Annotated in this window: 24 protein-coding genes; 6 read left to right on the forward strand and 18 right to left on the reverse strand. The window is 46.1% G+C overall.

All coding sequences use genetic code 11. The features are described from left to right. Positions 1-5: 5 nt before the first annotated feature. The 10 genes from ligD to AAH187_RS07915 all read right to left on the reverse strand — a co-directional run bounded on the left by ligD (position 6) and on the right by AAH187_RS07915 (position 11,042). Positions 6-2,573 (reverse strand): DNA ligase D, encoded by a 2,568-nt coding sequence (gene ligD / locus AAH187_RS07870; RefSeq protein WP_342347896.1) that lies wholly within the window; start codon positions 2,571-2,573, stop codon positions 6-8. Continuing rightward, positions 2,574-3,449, reverse strand: coding sequence for a Ku protein (locus tag AAH187_RS07875; RefSeq protein ID WP_342347897.1), 876 nt, complete (start codon positions 3,447-3,449; stop codon positions 2,574-2,576). A gap of 1,024 nt (positions 3,450-4,473) precedes the next feature. Further along, entirely contained in the window at positions 4,474-5,022 is a 549-nt protein-coding gene (locus AAH187_RS07880) for a ferritin-like domain-containing protein (protein WP_342347898.1), read from the reverse strand. A 99-nt stretch (positions 5,023-5,121) separates the two neighbouring features. Beyond that, positions 5,122-5,286: a DUF1328 domain-containing protein gene (locus tag AAH187_RS07885; RefSeq protein ID WP_342347899.1), complete on the reverse strand. Its 165-nt coding sequence runs from the start codon at positions 5,284-5,286 to the stop codon at positions 5,122-5,124. Positions 5,287-5,357: 71 nt separating this feature from the next. After that, positions 5,358-5,750, reverse strand: a complete 393-nt coding sequence (locus AAH187_RS07890) for a hypothetical protein (protein WP_342347900.1) — start codon at positions 5,748-5,750, stop codon at positions 5,358-5,360. A gap of 486 nt (positions 5,751-6,236) precedes the next feature. Further along, complete coding sequence (locus AAH187_RS07895; protein ID WP_342347901.1) at positions 6,237-6,419, reverse strand: hypothetical protein; 183 nt, start codon at positions 6,417-6,419, stop codon at positions 6,237-6,239. Between the two features lie 106 nt (positions 6,420-6,525). Next, positions 6,526-7,293 carry a PRC-barrel domain-containing protein gene (locus AAH187_RS07900; protein ID WP_342347902.1) on the reverse strand — a complete coding sequence of 256 codons (768 nt, stop codon included), beginning with the start codon at positions 7,291-7,293 and terminating at the stop codon, positions 6,526-6,528. Between the two features lie 343 nt (positions 7,294-7,636). Continuing rightward, positions 7,637-9,019: a DUF2254 domain-containing protein gene (locus tag AAH187_RS07905; protein ID WP_342347903.1), complete on the reverse strand. Its 1,383-nt coding sequence runs from the start codon at positions 9,017-9,019 to the stop codon at positions 7,637-7,639. Positions 9,020-9,106: 87 nt separating this feature from the next. Continuing rightward, positions 9,107-10,255 carry an AI-2E family transporter gene (locus AAH187_RS07910; RefSeq protein ID WP_342347904.1) on the reverse strand — a complete coding sequence of 383 codons (1,149 nt, stop codon included), beginning with the start codon at positions 10,253-10,255 and terminating at the stop codon, positions 9,107-9,109. Between the two features lie 148 nt (positions 10,256-10,403). Next, on the reverse strand, positions 10,404-11,042 hold the full coding sequence (locus AAH187_RS07915) for a cyclase family protein (protein WP_342347905.1): 639 nt from the start codon (positions 11,040-11,042) through the stop codon (positions 10,404-10,406). A gap of 305 nt (positions 11,043-11,347) precedes the next feature. Between AAH187_RS07915 and AAH187_RS07920 the strand changes: the two genes are divergently transcribed. The 3 genes from AAH187_RS07920 to AAH187_RS07930 all read left to right on the forward strand — a co-directional run bounded on the left by AAH187_RS07920 (position 11,348) and on the right by AAH187_RS07930 (position 14,390). Next, entirely contained in the window at positions 11,348-11,953 is a 606-nt protein-coding gene (locus AAH187_RS07920; protein ID WP_342347906.1) for an NAD(P)H-dependent oxidoreductase, read from the forward strand. Positions 11,954-12,052: 99 nt separating this feature from the next. After that, complete coding sequence (locus tag AAH187_RS07925; RefSeq protein WP_342347907.1) at positions 12,053-13,402, forward strand: cytochrome ubiquinol oxidase subunit I; 1,350 nt, start codon at positions 12,053-12,055, stop codon at positions 13,400-13,402. Further along, the gene (locus AAH187_RS07930) at positions 13,365-14,390 is read left to right on the forward strand and encodes a cytochrome d ubiquinol oxidase subunit II (protein WP_342347908.1); all 1,026 of its coding nucleotides are present in this window, start codon (positions 13,365-13,367) and stop codon (positions 14,388-14,390) included. The genes AAH187_RS07925 and AAH187_RS07930 overlap by 38 nt, the downstream gene beginning before the upstream one ends. A gap of 102 nt (positions 14,391-14,492) precedes the next feature. On the opposite strand, the gene AAH187_RS07935 is transcribed toward AAH187_RS07930, so the two are convergent. Continuing rightward, positions 14,493-14,882 carry a hypothetical protein gene (locus AAH187_RS07935; RefSeq protein WP_342347909.1) on the reverse strand — a complete coding sequence of 130 codons (390 nt, stop codon included), beginning with the start codon at positions 14,880-14,882 and terminating at the stop codon, positions 14,493-14,495. 58 nt (positions 14,883-14,940) lie between these two features. Continuing rightward, complete coding sequence (locus tag AAH187_RS07940; protein ID WP_342347910.1) at positions 14,941-15,378, reverse strand: hypothetical protein; 438 nt, start codon at positions 15,376-15,378, stop codon at positions 14,941-14,943. Positions 15,379-15,677: 299 nt separating this feature from the next. On the opposite strand from AAH187_RS07940, the gene AAH187_RS07945 reads away from it, so the two are divergent. From AAH187_RS07945 to AAH187_RS07955, 3 genes are all read left to right on the forward strand, one after another. Then, entirely contained in the window at positions 15,678-16,121 is a 444-nt protein-coding gene (locus tag AAH187_RS07945) for a PRC-barrel domain-containing protein (RefSeq protein WP_342347911.1), read from the forward strand. Positions 16,122-16,390: 269 nt separating this feature from the next. Next, positions 16,391-16,858 carry a CreA family protein gene (locus AAH187_RS07950; RefSeq protein WP_342347912.1) on the forward strand — a complete coding sequence of 156 codons (468 nt, stop codon included), beginning with the start codon at positions 16,391-16,393 and terminating at the stop codon, positions 16,856-16,858. A gap of 504 nt (positions 16,859-17,362) precedes the next feature. After that, entirely contained in the window at positions 17,363-17,782 is a 420-nt protein-coding gene (locus tag AAH187_RS07955) for a hypothetical protein (RefSeq protein ID WP_342347913.1), read from the forward strand. Positions 17,783-17,970: 188 nt separating this feature from the next. On the opposite strand, the gene AAH187_RS07960 is transcribed toward AAH187_RS07955, so the two are convergent. The 6 genes from AAH187_RS07960 to AAH187_RS07985 form a co-directional block, all read right to left on the reverse strand. After that, complete coding sequence (locus tag AAH187_RS07960; RefSeq protein ID WP_342347914.1) at positions 17,971-18,345, reverse strand: CsbD family protein; 375 nt, start codon at positions 18,343-18,345, stop codon at positions 17,971-17,973. Positions 18,346-18,510: 165 nt separating this feature from the next. Continuing rightward, positions 18,511-18,720 (reverse strand): CsbD family protein, encoded by a 210-nt coding sequence (locus tag AAH187_RS07965; RefSeq protein ID WP_342347915.1) that lies wholly within the window; start codon positions 18,718-18,720, stop codon positions 18,511-18,513. A 39-nt stretch (positions 18,721-18,759) separates the two neighbouring features. Next, a complete protein-coding gene (locus tag AAH187_RS07970; RefSeq protein ID WP_342347916.1) occupies positions 18,760-18,942 on the reverse strand; it encodes a hypothetical protein in 183 nt (60 codons plus the stop codon). A 399-nt stretch (positions 18,943-19,341) separates the two neighbouring features. Further along, entirely contained in the window at positions 19,342-19,473 is a 132-nt protein-coding gene (locus AAH187_RS07975) for an entericidin A/B family lipoprotein (RefSeq protein ID WP_342347917.1), read from the reverse strand. Positions 19,474-19,642: 169 nt separating this feature from the next. Then, positions 19,643-21,289, reverse strand: a complete 1,647-nt coding sequence (locus tag AAH187_RS07980) for a DUF748 domain-containing protein (RefSeq protein ID WP_342347918.1) — start codon at positions 21,287-21,289, stop codon at positions 19,643-19,645. 126 nt (positions 21,290-21,415) lie between these two features. Beyond that, complete coding sequence (locus AAH187_RS07985; protein ID WP_342347919.1) at positions 21,416-21,727, reverse strand: BON domain-containing protein; 312 nt, start codon at positions 21,725-21,727, stop codon at positions 21,416-21,418. Positions 21,728-21,826 lie beyond the last annotated feature (99 nt).

A 21,826-nucleotide genomic window follows, 5' to 3' on the forward strand; every position in this document is an offset into this window, starting at 1 on the left:
AGTTTTTAAACTTTGGAGGACTGCGCCATGGCTGATACAGAGAGGCGTTGTGAAGTCTTGAGAAATTCTTGCGAAACTTTCTGAGCGTTTTTCAATAGTTTGGCATCGATCTTTTTGAGCGTGATAGTGCTGGCCTTCTTAAATTTCATAAGCTCAGCCCAAGTAATGGGCCATGCGATCGGTGCGCCCTCTCTCGCTCTTAAAGAAAACGGCACGACGGCTGTTGAAGAAAAGTCATTGCGGAAGAAATCAATGAAGATTTTGCCAGTCCGCTTTTTCTTGCTCATATTGGCAACATAGGCGCCGGGAACTTCAGACGCCAACTCTTCTGAGAATTCACGGGCGAAATCTTTAATGTCGTCCCATTCATGCTCTGGCTTGATGGGTGCGACGATATGAATACCCTTACCGCCCGATAATCGGGGAAAGGACACCAGCCCAATGCGCTTAAGACGGTTGCGAATATCTTCGGCTGCAAGTTTGACCGCCTCAAACGGAACGCCTTCGCCCGGATCAAGGTCAAATATAATTTGATCGGGTTTACCTTTGTCTGCCAGCTGGCTCTGCCATGCGTGGAATTCCATTGTTCCCATTTGAACAATCTGGAGAAGGCCCACTTCATCTTCGACGTACAGATATTCGTGTTTATTACCTTTGTGGGTTATCGTTTTGGAGTGAACCGCATCACCCATGCCTTTCATCGGATTTCGCTGAAAGAAACATTGACCGCCAATGCTGTCCGTACACCGCAACAGACTAATCAGTCGTCCTTCAATGAAAGGGAGCATCAAAGGCGCTACCTTCGCGTAATATTCCGCCACGTCGCCTTTAGTGATCTTTGTGTTGGGATAAACAATCCGTTCGGGATGCGTGATATTAACCCCGTTGAACAAAACCTTCTCAGCAGAGGCCTGGGATTTCGTTCTAGGCTTCATACCCTTGGTAACTTCTTTCAGCGGTTTTGCATTTTCTTCTACAACTGCCTTAGGGTTTTTGTCTTCCCGCAGGCCTTTGAATGACGCGTGACGAATGTGACCATCCGGGGTCCATTCCATGAATGATATTTCGCAAAGCAGCTCCGGTTTAACAAAAACGTATTCGCGAGCCCCACGAGCAACCCTATCTGGGAATGGGGATTTATCTATTTTTAGCGGAATGAGCTTTTGATAAATTTCTCTGGCAAGCTTGGTTGAGAAGCCCGTGCCGACTTTCCCCGCATAGGTGAAATTCTTGCTCTTATAGTAGCCCAATAGCAATGCACCAATGGCTTTTGGGAAATCCTTGGCAGGCATAAATCCACCAATCACGAATTCTTGTTCAAGGCCGCACTTGCTTTTGACCCAATAATTCGTCCGGCGTCCGTGATAGACGCTATCCTTTTTCTTCGACACCAATCCTTCAGCGCCAATTTCACATGCCTTTGATAATAGGTCCGGTGCACTTTCAAAATGTTCGCTGAAATGCAAAGGGGCTTTGGCTTTTTTAAGAATTTTGGCCAATAGCAATTTGCGGTCAATCAATGTTTTTTTAGTAAGGTCTTCACCGTTAAAATACAGAAGATCAAAAATCCACGCTTCAATACGCTCGGCCTTTTCATCCGACAATGCCGCCTGTAAAGCGCCGAAGTCGGTTCTCCCGTTGTGGTCCAGCACGCACGCTTCCATATCAAAAACGCCACTCTCGATGTCTAGAGCGCCAATAGCTTGCGCCAAAGGTCTAAGCTTGTGCGTCCAGTCTTTACCACCGCGTGTGCGAAGGATCACTTTTTCGCCTGCCACAAACGCCATGAAGCGATATCCGTCATATTTAATCTCATGGACCCATGCGTCTCCTGCTGGTTGTTGGTCAACCAAGGTGGCAAGTTCTGGCGTCTTAAACTTCTTCATCAGCGCCGTTAGGGATACCCCAGCTTTTGCTGGCGCAGATTTCTTAGCCTTCGCCGTTGCATTGGTATCAGCATGCTTCGACCCTTTGCGAACGCCCGTTTTACCAGGACCCGCTTTCCGGATTTCAGCCATGGTTCGCTCAGAGATTAGGCTTGTGCTCTCGCGTTTAAAAAAGCCTGCGTTCTTCGTCTTGTTGAGAATAAACTCGTCTGTTGCTTTAATCAAAAGCCAGTTCTCGCGCTTTTCGGCTTTCTTCATGCGAACAAGGTGCCAAGTGCCTTTCATGCGAGTCCCTTCAATGGTGAAGGTGATGCGGCCTTTCCTTTCCATTATGTCGGGATCATCTTCAGGTATCCAAGTACCTTCATCCCAAATCATAACGGGACCAGCGCCGTATTGCTTATCGGGGATAACACCCTCGAACTCGTTATAGTCCATCGGATGGTCTTCGGTACGAACGGCGAGACGTTTATCGGCTGGATCATAGCTTGGGCCTTTGGTAACGGCCCAACTCTTCATGACTCCGTGCCATTCTAACCGGAAATCATAATGGGTGCGGGTTGCTTCGTGAAGTTGAATGACGAAACGTAAATCCTTGTTTGCACGTTTGCCAGCTTTCCCGGGAGGCTCCGCTGTGAAACGAAAGTTACGCTTCCCATTATATTTTTTGAGAAGCCCTTTCGCCACCTACGCCACTCTCTTCTTCTTAACAGCAGGTTTTTTCTTTGCCGACGATTTCTTGGCGGTTTTCTTCTCAGACTGTTTTGCGGAAGCTTTACCGCCTTTGGACTGCTCTACGCTCTTGCGAAGGGCCTCCATAATATTGATGACCTTGCCGGACGGTGCTTTTCCCCCTTTAACGCGAGATGGTCGTTTTTCGGACTTCGCGTCAATGATCTCTTTCAACCCTTCTTGATACACGTCTTTAAACTTGGACGGATCAAACTTACCAGCCTTCCGTTTGATAAGCTCCAAGGCTAAATCGAGCTGATCGTCATTCGGTTTTTCATTGGGTTTAATCTCTTCAAAATATTCCTCAGCCTTACGCACTTCGTAATTATAGCGAAGTGTCTCTAAAATGAGGCCTTTGCCACAGGCTTTGAGAGCGACGATCCGTTCGCGGTTGGCAATGATAACCTGACCGATTGCAACCTTCTTGCTCTTCTTCAAAGCATCACGAACGGTAATATATGCTTCCTTCGCAAGTTTATTATCGGGCGAAACGTAATAGGGATTATCAAAGTAAATGGAGTCAATCGACGACAGATCGACAAACTGCACCAAATCTATCGTGTGTTTGCTCTCCAGCCTGAGCTTATCAATTTCCTTATCCTCGATAGGGATATAAGCGCCTTTCTCGTATTCATAGCCACGCACGATATCATCGGGATCAACAACATCCCCATCTTCATTAACATTTTGGTAGCGGATGCGCTGGCCCGTATCTTTGTCGTATTTATGAAGACGGATTTTTTCACTCGCAGTCACGGCTGGATAGAGTCGGACCGGAAATGTAACAAGGGACAATCTAATATGGCCCTTCCAATAAGCTCGCTGCGGCATGGGGTTCTCCTATTCAAAAATCTATCCATAGACAACCGGCAACCGTGCCTTATAGTTCCCGGTGGATTAGGGCCAGTTAAACATAATTCTTTCAGTTTCTTGGGCCTCAATTTGGATGAAGCGTTGTTTCAGTACACTTATCATGGAGTCATAACTGTTGCCGACCATGCTGCAAAGAGCGTCAGACGCGACAATAATGCGGTACCCAAATTCCACTTCTCCCAACACAGTCGCAAGCACAAATGTCAATTTCGCCGCACGAAATAATCTACGCGTTAATTCCCGCTGTTGAAAACGCTGATGGAGATCTGTTTCAACCCAAGGACCATAAAACTGTTTATCGATCACTTCTGCGGGAGGAGTGGATCTACCCAGTTCGTGTATTTAGATCGACTAATCCATTATCGAGCTTGGCAAGGGTCTAGCCCTCCCAGTGCTCGTAATATTTCTTCCAAATGCCGTGGCCCTGATCGAACTCCTCAACCGGAATAAACCTTGTAAATCCCGTTTGCTCAGGATGGCTTTTCTGATAAAGACAAGACTTGTGGCTGTATTTTATCCGCCCCTATTGTCTGCAATTTTGTGAGTTCAGCAAACATAGGTTGCAGGTCAACGCATAGATGGACGGTGTGGTATCTCAGGATTAGGTTCAGTTATGCCTGTGTTGCCATATAAACGCATAAGTCGGATCATTAATGTTCCGGGTTAAAGACAAGAAGAGTGTTTCTTTACCATGCGAAGTAGTGTCCTACTTCTTCGGGGTTCATTAGTCCAGTTTTATGGAGCTGTTCGGAATGGTTCAGCGAGCTTTCGGCCGAGGTATTCCACCTTTCCTGCAACCCCGCGTTCAGTCAGCGCCTACTGGAATATAGCTCACTAATATACCCTTCCTCATTAAGCCCCTGGCCACCGGCCGGAATTAAAATTTATTCCCGGACGCCTGCCCGAAGAGAACACCGAATTATTATTTTCCGGTTTTCTTCTCCTCGCTTTTCCTATTCTCCTTTTGACGGTCTAAGCAGGATTAGCGGATATCGGCTTCGCGTGAGAGAAAATCAGCTAATTCCGCCGCATGTTTTTCCGTCTGTGCCAGAATTTGCACGACCAGCAGCCAGGTCACAGGATCCGTACCCTGAATTTTCCGAGCCAGGACTGAATAGCGCTCAATCTGCTGGCGTTCCAGGGTCAGATCTTGCCCGATCATTTCCGCCATGGTGCTCCCTTGTTTGGGTTTCACACCGGCCTGTCGTGCCTTTTCCGCAATTTCTTCCGGATCGAAAATGGGAACGCCGCCAATCTGTTGAATTCGTTCAGCCAACAAGTCCGCATGCTCTAATTCTTGCAAGGCATGCGCATTAAACTCTGCTTTAAATCCTGGGGAAAACAAAGATACGGCCATATAGGCATGCTGTTTATATTGAAGATAACTGGCAATTTCGGTTGATCGCAGTTCATTGAGCTCTTTAATCACTTGTTTGGGATCAGCCTTATATTCTTTTGTCACAGCCCCAAGCTCAATGCCCTCTTGGAGTTGCTTTGGGGAAGAATGTTTTAATCTTTTCTTTTCCTTCAATTACTCAGCCTCCTCTCACGATGAATGCCATAAGCACGTGGTAGTTCCAAACTCATTTAATTATGACATTGAGGTCTATCCATTTCGCTGTCTCCACAACTACGCTGGGGGTCTTCTCCCTGTGATAAAACTGAACACGAATATAATCAAAAACACTACAAATAGAATCCAGGCAATATTGGTAGCTGTTCCAGCCACGCCGGACAATCCGACCACTCCGGCAATAAGCGCAATAACTAAAAATGTAATGGCCCAACTTAACATAGGTCTTTCTCCTTTATTCCCTTCAGGAAGAGTTGAAATAAATTGTTCATCTTCCAGGCGACGGCTGCCAATTAATGGTTCTTTCCATCTTTATTACTTAATTGAAACTTCACCACCTTATTTTGAGCATTGACTTCGATCTGAACCTTGTCTCCAATTTCCAAACTTTCCTTCCCCTGGGAATTACTCAAATTCAGGTACCGAGGGGACAGCCCACCAGCCTCTCCCGCATTGACCCGTATGGTGTTTTCATTCACTTCCTCGACCACACCCTCAACATAGCGATGACCCTTATCTAATTGATGATCTTCCTGTATTTGAGATGTTGCCGAACCGTCATTTTGAGGAGCATGCCCTGTGAGATCGCTACCGAAAGATAATCCCGGAATCATCAGCAGGACAAAGAAAACCATCATTATTGGTATATTCAAAAACCACTGAATATCTTGTTTGGGATTCTTCATGTTTACCTCCTTCATATTTATTTTTCTAAGAGACCCAATAAACAATTCGTGGCGACAACGGTTGTCATCTGTCCTGGTTTCTTTAATTGTTCTCGGACTACCTTTCTTTCTCACTCTTTCTCCCGAACACCTATTTTTTCCCTCCGCAGCAGGAATGCCCACATTGACATTGTCCGGCTTTGGCAGAATCGGAAGAACGACAGCTGTCTGAACAAAATTCTTTCCCAGGAGAAGCCTCACAAGAACACGAAGGATGAGCACATTGTTTGGCATTTGCAGTAGGCATAGTCCCTCCTTGTCAATTTTGAATAACAGGTAAAACTTTCCCTTCGACCATTCTAATAATTTTTACGTGGGCATGAGATCTCTTGCAATGGACAAAACCTGGTCGGCATTGTACATTTTGGGGAACCTTTCTTGATTGGTGCGCCAGATCAGAACGACTCTAGGGCTCATCCCTTCTATCCCATATGAACGTCCTGAGAATTAGTTGGCAGAATCTTGAAGATTTTCGCCAGCCCGTTCAAGCTGCTCCCCTGCTTTCTCCGTCGTTTCGTCTACACTTTTCCCCGCTTTTTCGGCAGGCCCCTCCTGCTCGCATCCCATCATGAAAAATAGCGATCCTAAAAAACACAACATTAGCATCATAGTTTTTGCACTAGATATCATTGATGATTTTCCTTTCTCATTTTGCTTCGTAATGGCCTATTGATGGACGAACTTTTTTCGGAATGAACAATGAATCCCCTTTCTTGCCGGATAAATACCTCCCAAGCTATTCCCAATCGTGGGGCTTTCCATAAAAATCATACATACGAACTTCATACTCTCTATTTATGGGTTTGTTCGGGTCATACTCGGGACTTCCCTCGATCGTTTCTCGAGTCATGGCAACCTCAACCGTTTGTTTATTCCAATCAATGGAGTTGACCCACTTGTAAGATATAAGAACCTTTTTCCCTGGCAACCAATTATGAGTATCGACAACCAAATATCGAATAGCCCATGTTGTATCCTCCACGATAAAGTCATCCACATGGCCAATCTCTCCGTCCAGGGCTCTGATGTAATATCCTTGAATTTCATTGGCGGACCGCAAATGTGGATTTCCATTCAATTTGGCAGACGATTTCATTCCGTCCTTGAGGGAAAGTTCAGTGGCTTCTCCCCCGGGGACGCTCATCGGTGTGAACCCGGCAGGCTGGATGAAAACATCCTCGTCCCAATATTCTCTCCATTTGAAAAACAGTCGTAATTCTTTTTCTTTTTGGAGGGAAAAAGGCAAGTCGGATTCTATTCCGGGGCTATCTTCGATTTCTGCGGATGTGAGCTTCACGGGAAACACCTCATCTTCCCCATCCGACCGTTCCAGGGCTTCTTGTGCGATAAGGACATTTCTTCCCGGGAGCCAGTTTCCTGTATCCACCACGAGATAACGGATTTTCCACAACCGGTCGTCAAAATAAAAATCATCCACGCTCCCGAGGTCTCTATCGACGGCTCGCAATTGATAGCCTCGCATTTCCAATAACGTTTTCAACATAATTTTCCTTTTAAGTTAATGTTTTTCAGTAATGGATCAGCCTGATATCGATAAAACATAATTTCTGTTCCATGTGATCTTTATTAACCGCTTTCAGAGGTTCCCAAGACAATGTACAAAAATTTTATCGCCGTCCTTGAAAAGTCAAAAAACTGACGCAGAACAAGCTTGAACGGTAATTACATGTTCTGTGTGATAAAGGAGGGAGAATTTCCCAATCCATTATTCAAACTGTACAGACAGACCATGCCTGAAAATCCGAAGGTTTTTATCGACGAGGGAAGGAGGCGGACGGATTAAAGGAACTCAATTAACGGTTCGTGAGCTAGAGTGAAAAACACAGTTAGGGAAGGATTTTCGACAACTTTTCCATCAAAAGGAAGCTACGGTTTTTCCCATTACTTAACGAGGACATGACCTGGCGACATCGATCCTCCACGGCCTCCAAATCATTTTTTCCCTTGATGGATTCCCGGCTCCCTCGCTGGAGCATTTCCACATGACGATGGAGCGCTTCACGGTCCTCATGTCGTCTCACAGTTTCGCCAATTCGTCCTAGGCCTTCCAACAGACAGATGATAACTGCCACATTATCTTTTCCATGTTGTCGGATTTGATTAAACGCCGCATTTAACACTCCTTCGAAGGTGACAGATGGGGCAATAACCCGAAGAATCCCCTCACTGTCATATCGGAAGGGAGAAGGAAAACTTCGTTGGCAAAGCTGGCATAAAATCGCACTAAGGTGGTCAATACAATTAATGCACGTGAATGGATCATTTATTCCAGGTGAAAGCGCCCGCACGGCCACCTCAACAAGTTGAAGTACCGAAAACTCAATATCCTGTTCCTGGGTTCGGTGGGCTCCACAGATCATTTGCTTATTGATGGAGTGGGATACGAAATCTGCCATTGGGCCAAGGACTATGATTTTAGCTAAGGACGCCCCTTTCGTGATAAAATGGCCCGGCCGATAATGAAGGAATACCACTAAATTCTGTTCACGGGCGATTTCCAACAGTGCATTATTTTCAACCGCCTGAAGATACCCTCCGATTTCAGCCTTAATTTCAAGCCCATCTCTTTCTATCCTGTCCAGCAATTGAGGAATATTGGTCTCCTTCCGGTTCCCTTTCTTTTCTTCTTCCGTTCCTAACTGCTCGGGAAAAAGTCTGGTCAGATCTTCTTCCAGTTCTTCATAGACCGAAGCGATCAAATTCGGAGCCTGTATGGAAACCGCAATATGATGCATGAAATAAATTAAGACCCCTAGGCTGCATACAGCCAAAAGGAGGCCAACCAAGGTTCCCCAGTAGGGGGTATAGCCATCAGGATCCACATGGATGGTTCGCAAAACGAGCAGGCAATAGAGAAATGTTGCCACAAACGTTCCCAATACAATTTGGTTACCTCGATCCCGCAAGAAGTTACCAAGCAGCCGTGGACCGAATTGTCCGGAAGCCAGGGTGAGAGCGACAATCGTGATGGAAAACACCACACCGGCAATGGTAATCATGGAACCGGCAATGGTCGAAAGGAGAGTCATCGCTCCTTCCGGGCCCATATTGCTAAGCCACTGAAGGGAATCAATGTTCTTTGGAGAATAGAATGCGTCCAAATACGGCACGGCCAGCGAGAGAAAAATGGCGGCAATGGCCATACAAGTCGGGATGAGCCAGAGACTCGAACGAAGTTTATTCAGCCAATTTGAAACCCAAGCCGGCATAAGCGCCTCACCGTGCTATCGATTAATAAAATTATCTATCGTGCCCTAACCCAACCAGAAAGGACACTGGCCCTGAAGAATAGAGACTTAGCGACTTAAAAATTCTCCAATGGAGTTGAGTGGCTCGATTTGATCGCAAATGATTTTCACCGATGCGACAAAGGGGACAGCGAGGAGCGCCCCCACGGCCCCCCATAACCAGCCCCAAAACAAGACACTCACTAAAATCACCACGGGATTTAATGTTAATTTCCGTCCCAGCAAATATGGGGTAATAAAATTTCCTTCTATAGCGGTTAGAGATAAATACGTTCCAAACACCAAGGCCACCATATTCAGGTGATCAAAGGTGATGGCGGCGGCCAAGGTCACGGCGCCTAAACCAATAATGCTTCCCACATAAGGAATAAAATTCAACACCCCTGCCATGGCTCCCCATAAGAACGGGTTCGGCATACCGAGAAGGTCCATGGCCAGACTTGTCACCAGCGCGAGTCCGACATTCACGCTGGTGACGGTGACCAGGTAACTGGAGATATTGCCTTCTATTCCACGGACAATTTCCACTGCTCGTCGCTTATCTGAAAATCGGGGGAGGACTTTTACCAGTTTTTCCAAAAATAAATCACCGGACGCCATAAAAAAATATAAGAGGATCATGGTTGAGACCAGACCGAAAATGAATTCCGTCGTCCAATCGATCAGAAGTCCTCCCAAACTACTGGTTTTCACTTCGACTTTTTGCGCTTTTCGGGATTGGGAAAGATTGGTCATATGCTCCAGGGCTTGAGTGGCTTTCCCCATTTCCAATACAGAACTTTTAACAGTGCGAATTTTCCGTTCTACCTGCTGGAAGGCTTCCGGCGCGCGATCCAGCCACAGAGAGGCAGGAGTGGACAGCTGAACAATTCCAAAGGTCAGGGTACTGATCAAAACCAGAAGAATCCCCCCAGCCGCAAGTGGCGGGGGAATGTATATTTTCCCAAAACCCCGCACAAGAGGCGCGAACAAAAGATTTAGAAATAACGCCACGAACACAGGAAGCATGATGGCTTTCGCCACATACATCACCATGAGTGAGGAATACAGAAACAGTCCGGTCAGAGCAATGGACCGGATATTAATCGGCCCTTGAAATACTTGGGAGAGATTGTCAGGTTGGGATTTGGATGAAAGTGAATCGGGAGAACCGTCAGGTTCGAATTCTGTGGTTTCGTTCTGGTGTAATTCGGACATCGAAGCAGACCAAATTAGGATAGGGATGGGTGAGCGCCGCACTCAGATAGATGTCACAGGACCCGTCCGAATCCTTAATAGACCCTCCAGCTTTCATGGATTGTATGCCTAACGGATGAACATTAGCCACCTTGGAAACGTTCCCCCATTATCTGACAGGTTGAAGAATGGCCCTGGCCGGAGCACCATCTCCGTTTGGAATTTTTAATGGTAAACAGATGAGCATATACTCCCCGGGTTTCACTTGAGAAAATTCGAGTCCCTCAATAATCACTATCCCGGCTTGCATAAGCATGCGATGAGTCTCTTTCCCAATGTTTTGTTTCCCTCCAACAAAAAGAGCGTCAATTCCGACGGTGCTCACCCGCCGTTCCACCAGCCATGCTGCGCCAGTTCGATCGAGATAGACGGTGTCTTCCTGGGGACGATCAGATGACCAGTCCGGGGCGGAATTCCGTGTTTTCAGGAGAATCCGATCATGAGGATAGATCCGGTGTTTTTTCAGTTCTTCCGCTTTCACAGAATTTCTGTCCTGGATCTCAATCACTTTGGCCAGACCTATGGTCGCTGAAAACCCTGTTTGTTCATGATCTTCGGAAAAACTTCCATATTTCATTGGTGCGCCAATGTGTGTCCCGGCATGTGAACTCATTGATATTCGAAAGGCAAGAACATTTTCTTCATCCTTCTTGTTCGCTACCGGTTCCATCTGAAAAGGTGGGTCTTCGGGCCTTTGAACCATCCCGGGATATAGTGGCATTGATATGTCAATCCAATTGGATATCATTTACTTTTTCCCCTTCCGGTTCTCTCCATCGCCTCTCTTCTCAAACCGGGAGGTTAGCCGAAATGACCTGTTAGGATTCCGGCTTTTTCCCTGACCCCACCATTGGATGATAATAGATAGGTTAGGATTGGTTCATCCCGCCGCTCAATAGACCTTTTTTGAAGGCTCATTTGAGATTTGTCCACACCCTATGGAGAAATACACCGTTTATACTTACGAAAATTCATAATTTTAAAGAATATAAATTTTTCATTCATAACCAAGAGTGTATCCGGCAAAATTCATTCGTTAAGAGTCACTTCGCCATGCCACTAAATTTGGCCATAATGTATGGGTCGGTGAGGGCTGAGCGCCAGGGCATCAAGGCCGCCCGGTTTATGCTGAAAACCTGCCAAACTCGTGGGCATACCGCGACACTCATCGATCCTCTCCTTTACCCAATTCCCTTCTTGGATAAGATGTTTAAGGAGTACGCACGTGGAGAGGCCCCCCAATACCTGCAACGAGTGGCTGATCTGATTATTCCGGCTGACGGTTACATCATAGTGTCGGGCGAATACAACCACACCATTCCTCCTGCCCTTTCGAATGTATTAGATCACTTTCTTGAGGAATATTTCCAAAAACCTTCCGCCATCGTGTGCTATTCAGCAGGGGCTTTCGGCGGAGTCCGTGCCGCAATGACCCTCAGGGCCATGTTGGCCGAATTGGGGATGTCGAGTATTCCTTCTTTGTTCCCCATCCCCCATGTCCAGGACGCCTTTCAGGAAGACGGCACGCCCACTGATCAAAAGTTTCACCAGAAAGCCCGAGAGTTTTTTGAAGAACTGGAATGGTATGCCCATGCCCTCAAACAGGCCAGAGCCCACCATTGTCCTCGAAGTGAGAGTTCAACACAGTCGCTTACCTGACCTGGCTCCAGGATCGATCAAATATCGGCTTTCCCAAAAATCTTTGACCAGAAAGAAATTGGAGAGACGACTTAGAACCATATTGATGAGCGGAACCCTATGATGATTGAAAACCTTCTGGCTGCGCGCCTTCTCATGGCGATTTCACTTGGTTTTCATATCATATTCGCCGTGGCAGGCATGGCGATGCCGTTCCTCATGGTCATTGCAGAATGGCGATATATTCGCACCGGCCATGAAATCTTCCGTGAATTGGCCACACGATGGGCAAAGGGAACCGCAATTCTTTTTGCCATTGGCGCCGTGTCCGGCACAGTGCTTTCATTTGAACTCGGACTGCTATGGCCGAATTTTATGGCTTGGGCCGGGCCGATTATCGGTCTCCTGTTCTCTTTAGAAGGGTTTGCATTCTTCACGGAAGCCATTTTTTTGGGAGTCTATCTCTATGGGTGGAATAAAATCCCTCCTTATCTGCATCTGATGTCCGGAGTGATCGTGACGGTGAGTGGGGTCCTATCCGCTTTTTTTGTCGTGCTGGCCAATGGTTGGATGAACCACCCTGTGGGGTTTCAGCTACTCGATGGACAGCCCCTCCAGATTGCCCCGCTTGCCACATTTACCAACCCGATTGGGCTTCACGAATCGCATCACATGATTCTGGCGGCATTTGTCGCAGTTGGATTCCTTGTGGCAGGTATTCATGCGTTTTTCTTACTTCGACAACCGGAAAATCCCTTTCACCAAGAGGCTCTCCGAATAGCCCTGATCACAGGGGGATTCGCGGCCCTCCTCCAACCTCTGAGTGGAGACTTACTCGCACGGGCAGTGGCAACCTTCAGCCCGATTAAATTGGCAGCCCTCGAAGGGCATTTTCATACCACGTCGGGAGCTTCATTTTGGATTGGGGGCATTCCCGATGTCTCTACCGCAACGGTCTCCTACGGAATTGAAATTCCCTATGGGCTCAGCCTCTTACTCCATGGTGATCCCATGGCATCGGTCCCGGGATTGATGGATTTTCCTCGCCAGGATTGGCCTCCGCTCGTGATTGTCCATCTCGCGTTTCAAATCATGATCGCATCAGGGTTTATCCTCATGGCTATGAGTGTGTGGGGATTATGGAAGATATGGAGACAGAAGTGTCCATGGAAATCTCGTGGATTTCTTCGGTGCCTTGTGAGTTGCGCGCCTTTAGGGTTGATTGCAATTGAATCCGGTTGGGTGGTGACGGAAGTCGGTCGGCAGCCTTGGATCATCGTGGGAATTATGCGCACCACCGACGCTGTCACGCCCATGCCCGGTCTGACCGTGCCTCTTATCTTTTTTACCCTGCTCTATCTGGGACTGGCTGGAATTGTCCTGTGGCTCTTACATCGCCATCTTACGGTATTTCCACAGACAGGAGAAATGAGTGGTCCATCTTCAAGGGGGACCCATGCCCGGTCTTGAGGACATTCTCGCCGGTTTCATGCTCATGTCCCTCACCTTGTATGTCCTGTTGGGCGGAGCGGATTATGGAGCCGGCATATGGTATCTCCTGGCCAGGGGGCCGGAAGCGCATGCCCAACGTCAATTGATCACGACTGCTATCGGGCCGATTTGGGAAGCAAACCACGTGTGGCTGATTCTGGTCGTCACGCTTCTGTTTTCAGCCTTTCCCCTTGCTTATGCCAGAGTGTCAATATTACTTCACATTCCCTTAACGCTACTCCTCACGGGCATTGTGCTTAGAGGGTCCGCTTTTGCCTTCCGCAGTTATGATGTCCAGCAGTCTCCTCTCCATCGATTTTGGGGAACGCTCTTCGGTCTCTCCAGCCTGATCACGGCGATGTTCTTAGGCATCATTCTTGGCACCGTGGCCTCAAGCCACCTTCAGAACCATCAAGAGGGATTCGTTGAAGTGTTTGTGCTTCCATGGATTCAACCCTTCCCTTTAGCAGTGGGAATCTGGACGATCACGCTTTTTGCTTTTTTGGCATCCACGTATATGATTCATGAAACCCCGCTTCCCAATCTCAGACGGCTGTTTCGCCGCAAAGCTCTGTGGTCCCTTGCGGCGTCCGGCATGATGGCTATCCTGGTCCTCCTCCTCACCAAAAATTATGCTCCTGGAATTGGCCATGGATTGTTAAAAAGTTCACCAGGATGGGTGTTTCTCATTCTGGCTCTATTGGGCATGCTAGCGAGTACGGCGGGTCTTTGGACGAATCGGTTTCATCTCGCCCGGGCATCAGCCATCGGGTATGTCACCGCTATTATCTGGGGATGGGGATTTGGGCAATATCCCTATCTCATAAAACCCGATTTGACCATCTATAATACCTCAGCTCCTCCTTCAACACTGGAATTACTCCTGTTCGCGCTGGTAGCAGGAATGATTGTGGTCCTTCCCTCACTCCTGTACCTTTTTCGTGTGTTCAAAAAAATCCACGTGTGAACAAGCGTATTCAATCGAGACCGGCATGATAATCAGGAAGGAAAGGCTACGCTATATTCGATTTAACTACGTTTTTGGGACCACTCAGATTCTTCTTTGTATTCATCCCATCAGCGGAGGACCTTCATGATCTTCTCCGGTTAAGACCTCAGCTTCTGTTTCCTCCATACTTTCCATTTCACTGACCATTCCTAATAACACCTGTCGTCTTTGCTGGAGAGACTTTTGCAAAAGGTCACGGGAGGTCGGCTCTTGAGCGGACTCAGGAAGATTGACTAAGGCTTCGGCCTCTGCCATGGTGGCAAAACTATAAGCGGCCATTTTGGTTTCTCTTCCGTCAACACGCTTCAAAACCTCTTCAGTCTCACGATCAAACTGGTCCAATTCTTTGCTATCAACCTGGGACTGACTGAGATTCTCTAACTTTTCCAGTTGCTGTTTCAGTTGATCTACACGAGAAAATGCGGAAAATGAAGCATTGGTATTTGGCATAATGGATTTCTCCTTTTGGCTAATCAGTATTTCTGCAACGTGATTAAAGGTCTCGTTCTCAGTTCGTCGTGGAAAGAGAAGGGACATGAATACCAGGATTGGTTCCTGTCCTGGATCCGGATGAACGACCCCGGTCAGTCTGTAAGTGTTCTCCCGCAATTCGGATTGCGCCCATAACCCGATTGACAGCCAGAGGACGACCGGCCGTTTGAATAGCACCAAATCGGGATATCTCAGGGTCAAGTGGGGCAGAAGATGGACCTCCCAACACAATGGTTTGTCCTTTATACCCTTGGGATTTCAAATCCTTCAAAATTTCCAGCGCATCGATATGAGGACAATTACCATCCAGGATGATGATATCCGGAGAAGTCTGCCGAAGGCGGATCAACAATTCTTCAGTTTGTGAAATTCCTAGCGCACTTTTTCCCATTTTACGCAGTCGCCCTGTCATCATTACTGAAAATTTTTGATTCTCTGTCACAAGATAAATCATTTGTGCCTCCTCCTTGACAGAATAAACCTGGTGATTTTTAGCGGAATTCGGTGGAATCGGCCACTATCAAAAACCCTTGACTCTGCAAGTTAATATTCCTTCCGTGCTCTATATGCCTGGGGACCGGGAAAATGCTTTAAGAATGACGAGTGGACTAAGTCCTGATAGACCGCCCTATTTCATCTATGTTAGAGAGTGAGTTAGGCCTTTATATTTAAGGAAGTACCCCGCCTTCCTAAGGGGATCTCATTAAGATTGCCGGAATGAACCAGCCGACAGAAAACAGCATGGAGGTCTATATGCCAGTTTCGCTTTTAGTTATTTTTTTTGGTTCCATCCTGCTCGTGACACCCTTATCCCAAGCTTTAGCGACAAATTTAAACCAGGATTCCTACAAAGTCAGCGAACTGGTTGGGAAATCCGTCAAGAATCTGCAAGGCGAAGACATTGGGCAGATTGAAGAACTGGTAATAGGGAGCAACGGAGAAGTCGGATATGCCGTTTTATCCTTTGGAGGATTTTTAGGTATGGGGGATAAGCTTTTTGCTGTGCCCTGGGCCTCGCTTGCACATCAACCGGATCGCGAGTATTTGACTCTGGATATTCAGCCCAAAAATCTTGAAAAGGCTCCAGGATTCAATAAGAATGAATGGCCCGACATGAAGGAAGAAAAGTGGAAATTGCTGATATGGGAATTCTACTCCAAGCCCGATCAATCTCCTCAGAATCCCAATGCCCGGTAACCCCTGTGGTAGATATGGTCCAGACAGACTGAACGGGCATGGGCAATGAATAAAGAGGCGTAGAGGTCTCCAAGGTGATAAAGTGCGCTTCATCGAAGCCTGCAACCTGGACCACAACACGGTTCGTCCCTCCATGGAAAGGAACTAGGTCTTCTCTATGAAGGTTAAAAGAATTGTCCGGTGTTAGCTATGTTCCCAAGTAGCGTAGAGTGCGAATACGTACATGTTGCCCTGTTAACCATTCTGTCAACGTTCACAGGAGAGAATAAATGAAATCCAATGCTGTCTTGATGCCTTTGATCTATTTCACGTTACTGGTTTCCGGGGTTCATGCTGAAGAAATTGGAAGCGTGGATACCAAATTCAATTTTTTGGGCCCAGATCACAAAATTGTGATTGAAGCGTTTGATGATCCAAAGATTGAAGGAGTCACCTGCCACCTGAGTCGAGCGAAGACAGGGGGATTGAAGGGCATGGTTGGTGTCGCTGAGGACACTTCAGATGCCTCAATTGCCTGCCGCCAGGTCGGCCCCATTCGCATTGTCGCCGAGCTTGAAGAAGGGGAAAAAGTGTTTCATGAGAGTCGTTCATTAATCTTTAAAAAATTGCAGGTGGTTCGATTTTTTGACAAGAAACGTCAGACATTCATTTATCTGGTATATAGCGATAAAGTGATCGAAGGGTCACCCAAAAATTCTATCTCGACGGTGCCGATCAGGCCTTGGGCGAGCCCATAACAACGAGGGTTAAACTAGAGATACTGCGGTCGAACCTTAAGGCTTCATCCGTCGTGTTCTGAATCGACTGTCATCAGCATGAAAAGGACCACAACGTGCTTTGATCCCAAAATACCTCATCCCCGACAAAAGGTTAATGCCGGATTTACGAGGTTCGTTCTCTACGATTCCCACCACCACGCCGGAATCGGCAATCGTGGATTTACCATCCCGTTTTAAATTTCCCGTCTGTTTGTTCCCCCCTGGTAGTTAACAGTAAAAATAAACCCAGGGTTTTGATGGGTTTCCCAATTTGAATTCTTGTCCTACAGTGGATGGGATAGGGATGAAAAGAAAGAAAATTGAACGGTGCCATGTGTCCCACGCGATTGATTCTAGGGGAAGCTCAACGAATCAACTTTGATGCATCAGAATTTTGGGATTCTATCTTCAAATCCTCATCATCAATAAGACCAGGCAACCGTACAGTGAAACTCTATTTATTTCCAATAAGGGGACAATCTCATGAAACGATACACAGGAAAGCCACGCTCAGCTTCTATGCGAATCCTTTGGATAGCGCCACTATTATTGTCCGGAGTTGTCGCGTGCCAGGAAGAACATGAACCCGTTAATACACCACCTGTTCAATCGAATAATCTTCCGGGAGTCGTCCCGATTCAACCACCTACTGAATCCAATATGCCGACCGTTTCACAAGAGGAGGTTCCCACAACGGGAACCCCAAGAAACATTTCAGGTGAAGTGATATCGATTGAAGGCAAAAACTATGTCATTCAGGACCAGGAAGGGAAGAAAATTCACGTTGAAGCGAACTCGATGACCCTGATCGATGAATCAATCGGTGTTGGGGATAAGGCGGAAATTCGTTATTCGGCAGACAATCAACCCATAACAATCCGAAAGATGCCAAAAGTTTCATAGGAGAAATTGTACGTGACAAATTCCAGCCCGGGTAGGCATCGGGGATAGGAATGAATAAACCGGTATTACTTTTGAATCCACCCCACTCACTGGTGAGGTGAAAGTTGACTAATATCGTCGGCGAAATGGGAGGGGTTATCCCATTTCGCCGGATTTAAGTGAGTGAAGGCAGCAATAAACCTTCTGTCTTAGTGTTTCTGCTCCTTGGCATCATAAGGATGTTTTTCCATCCATTCATCGACCCATGCTTTGACTTCCTCTTTCCGATCTCCATAACGCTCTTGAAGTTTGCCTTCAAACTGTTGAGATTTCCCCTGAATGACCATCAGATCGTCGTCAGTAAAATCCCCCCATTGTTCTTTAAGAGCACCCTTCATTTGCTCCCAATTCCCTTCAAACTGATCTTCGTTATACACTTGATGAATATAATTAGTCTGCTGATCCTGGTTCTCATAAGAAGAATAGGTCAACCCATTTGAAGCCCAAACAGGAGCACTGAGAATCAAGACAGCCGCAAATGCCGCGGGCCCTGTCATGGACGATCTATGCCAAGAGACTTTCATGAAACCTCCTATGGTTAAAATTTTAATCGGAGTGGAATTCATTAATTGAAGATTGGCATTTTGGAGAGATGATCTCGCCATTGATCCCTCCCAGAAGACGGCAGCAACCTCTGCCGTCTCCTGGGGACATCAATTCAACAAGTCCACACTCCGGTTGCCTAGCCGTTATCGAACCGGTTTGTTTTTGTTCTGCCAATCCTCAGTCCATTTATTTAATTCTTCTTTTTGATCTCCATATAATTCTTGGGCCCTTCCCTTAAATTTATCGTAATCTCCTTCGATTTGGGTTAATTCATCGTCCGTAAACTTTCCCCACTTTTTTTTCACTTCACCTTTAAACTGGTTCCAATTTCCTTTGAATTGATCTTTATTCATGGCGTTCTCCTTGAGATGTTGTGTGAACATTAAAATTTTTCAAATTGTCTCTAAAGCCAACTTCTCGTATTTTCCCTTCTTCCACCTCCTTTTGATGACATTTTTTAAAAACGCAAACTGCACCATACCTTGACCATCGTAACCATATGGTCTTCGTCCTGATTTTTCATCATATAAATTTTCATCCTTGGGTGGCATCGCTCCCATCAAACAAACCGACATGCTCCTTCTTCTAACGCAATCCATCTCAACCCACAGTACGTTCTCTCACCACCATGAAGCCCTAAACCATACGGCCTGTCCTGTGGGTGAAATACTTAATCATTAAAGTGCCATACTCTGTATTCATTATTATCCAGACAATCCTCGTTCACCAACGGATAAATTGGTTTTCCTCCCACTCTTTTTTATCCAAACAATTCTCTTTAAACCCAATACAGAGGGCATGCCTGTTCGATTCCGAATGTTGGTCTGGTAATGTGGGAGGTATCCCGGACAAATTCTCAAGCAGGATTGAATCAGTTTGGTGGACTTTGGAAGGGGAAAGAATGGACCGAAAGAAGAAGGCGGAATCCCCAATCTCGGCATAAGGAATTCCGCCATACTTAGGGACACCGAAGGTTAATCCGCTGCTTTTTCAATTTCCTCCCCGGCTTTTTGTACATCCTCGCCGGCCCCTTCCATAGTATTACACCCGGTCACCGCCAACAATGCGATCAAAATCACTCCCCACACACAATGTTTAACGTTCATTTTCCACCTCCTTTGTGTTTTAAAAACCCCGGATACCATATTCATTGAACAGCGGGGATGAGAATCATTCATCGTCCCATCAAAATTCCCAGCCTCCTATAGCATGCCAGATCCAACTCGCTTGAATGTTACACAGAAGAATTTCGTACCCTGGTTTTAATTAACCGGCTTATTGATTCTTTCCAATTTTTTTTAAACTTTCGAATGTCGGTTTCATGGCCTCAATAAACGCATTTCTGAAGAGATTCCATATAAGTTCCCATGTCCCTATCTTAATGTTTTTTAAATTACCGGTAATTTCTGTTTTCGTCCCCACCTGATCCCTTGGAGTATTTTCCAATATCGCAGCAACAGCACCGACAACACCCTCATAAAATTGTTGAAAAATATTATCGGTTTTGTCCTGAGAGAGATCGAAAATTTCAGGTTTCTCAAAAAAGGGCTTAATATAACCCTGAACACGGCCCTTATCAGTATGTAATTCGGAAACCAAAGAAAATTCCCCGTTCTTAACATCCAAACCTCCATAGGCTTTAAATACATCGTTCAAAGATGTCATATCTGTTTTTTCAATTTTCATTTTTACATCAAAATCCGGATGTTGGACTTCCGGCCTGAATCCCCCTTCGATTGAGGTTTTCCCCTTTCCCATAAATTTCCCAGAAAACTTCAAATCCCCTTTCTGAGTTATTTTTGGAGCGCCCACCCCGGTTATCTGGAGATCCACCTGGTTAAAAAATATCTTATACGGGGGATTCGTGGTTTGGTTCTTATATCCAAATTCGCCATTTTTTACGGATGCCGATTCCACCAAAACCTTGAACGGATCTTGGGATTTCTTTGATTCATCCTCTTCTCCTGGCTTGGAATCCTGCTTAGCTTTTTGTGCTTTCTTTTGAAATTGTTTCTGCACATAATTAATTTGTGGATTGTCAATTTCTAACTTCGCAATTTGAACGATGTTTATCCAAGGGGCATATTCGACATGTCCCCGCCCGTTCAACGTTCCGGAATGAATTTCCACATTGAGAAGGGAGGCTAAAGGAATAAACGGTTTGAGTTGAACATTGCTCACATCAAAATCCACGGATACTCCCGGGAACGGCCTGGCCAAAAAATTAGCTTTCCCCGAGATACTCACCAATCCGGATTTATTGATGGATCCTTCCAAATGAATGTTTGATGGATACTCCCCATCAGGAGAGCGGATATTCTGTATATTTCCCACGTTCAATTGGAGATTTGTTAGTTCAAAGGGAGGTGCATCGGGTTGTTCCCGATAAGAAATGACACTATCTTCAATTCGAAAGGTATTAATGGTGACGGGGTACAAGGCATATAAGGCCTCTTGCCAACCTTTGTCTTCTACGTTTGTTTTATCCTTCACCTCTTTTTCGGCCTGGGTCAAAAGAAAAACGACTTGAGCATTTTTAATGACGTGATCACTGACAATTCCCATTTTTAATAATTCTGTCCACTGTATACTGGCATTCCAGGATGGGATGATGAGAAGAGGTGGGTCAGGATTGGCTTCTTGTTTTAACGTTAAATTTTTAAAGTCAATCGAGAAATTCAACGGATGAAAATTCACGGCCTCTAATTTCACCGTATACCCTTCGAGGTTGTTATTGAGGCTGGTTTCGATATACTCCCGCAACGGTTCATCAACAAAAAATGAAGCTAAACACACCAATAGAATGGCAAATGCCAGCATCCCCGAGGTGAGGACGAGGGCACGAAACATCCAGGATTTTTTTTGCTGAGATACCGTTTTCAATTCCCGCCGTGGTTGTCCACTCCCTGATAGAACCTTCAAAGTGAGAAAACTTTTTAGTCTATTTTTTGTTAATCCTGCTTTAAGGGAGATTTTCTGCCTTTTCCGCACCTCGGAAAATTTCCCCATGCGCCAAGGCCGGGTCTGTAGAGACCATGATGGCTTGAACTATTGACGTTGAACTGTCAGATCATTATCAACCCTATTGACGCCTTTTACTTGCTTTGCCAAACGAGCGGCTTCGGCTTTATCGGCATTGGTTTTGGCTACTCCCGTAAGATGAACGACGCCCTTCACGGTTTCCACCTCTATTCTTGACAATGAAGAAGTCTGTTGATTGGCGAGTTTGGTTTTCACGCTTGCTGTAACAGTGGCATCATCAACGTATTCTCCTGTTGTTTGGCCTGTCGTAGACTGGCACCCGGCTAACAATCCCATCACCACCGCGATAGTTAAAAAAGTTTGAATTGGCTTCAACATCGCTTGCCTCCCCTTCTAGTTGTGTAGTTGCAATCAAAAGAAAATTTTAAAGCCAGTTTTTTACCAACCGTGAAATTTTCCTTATCCTAATGGATGGGA

It is taken from the genome of uncultured Nitrospira sp., from assembly GCA_902500695.1.
Lineage (GTDB): Bacteria > Nitrospirota > Nitrospiria > Nitrospirales > UBA8639 > Nitrospira_E.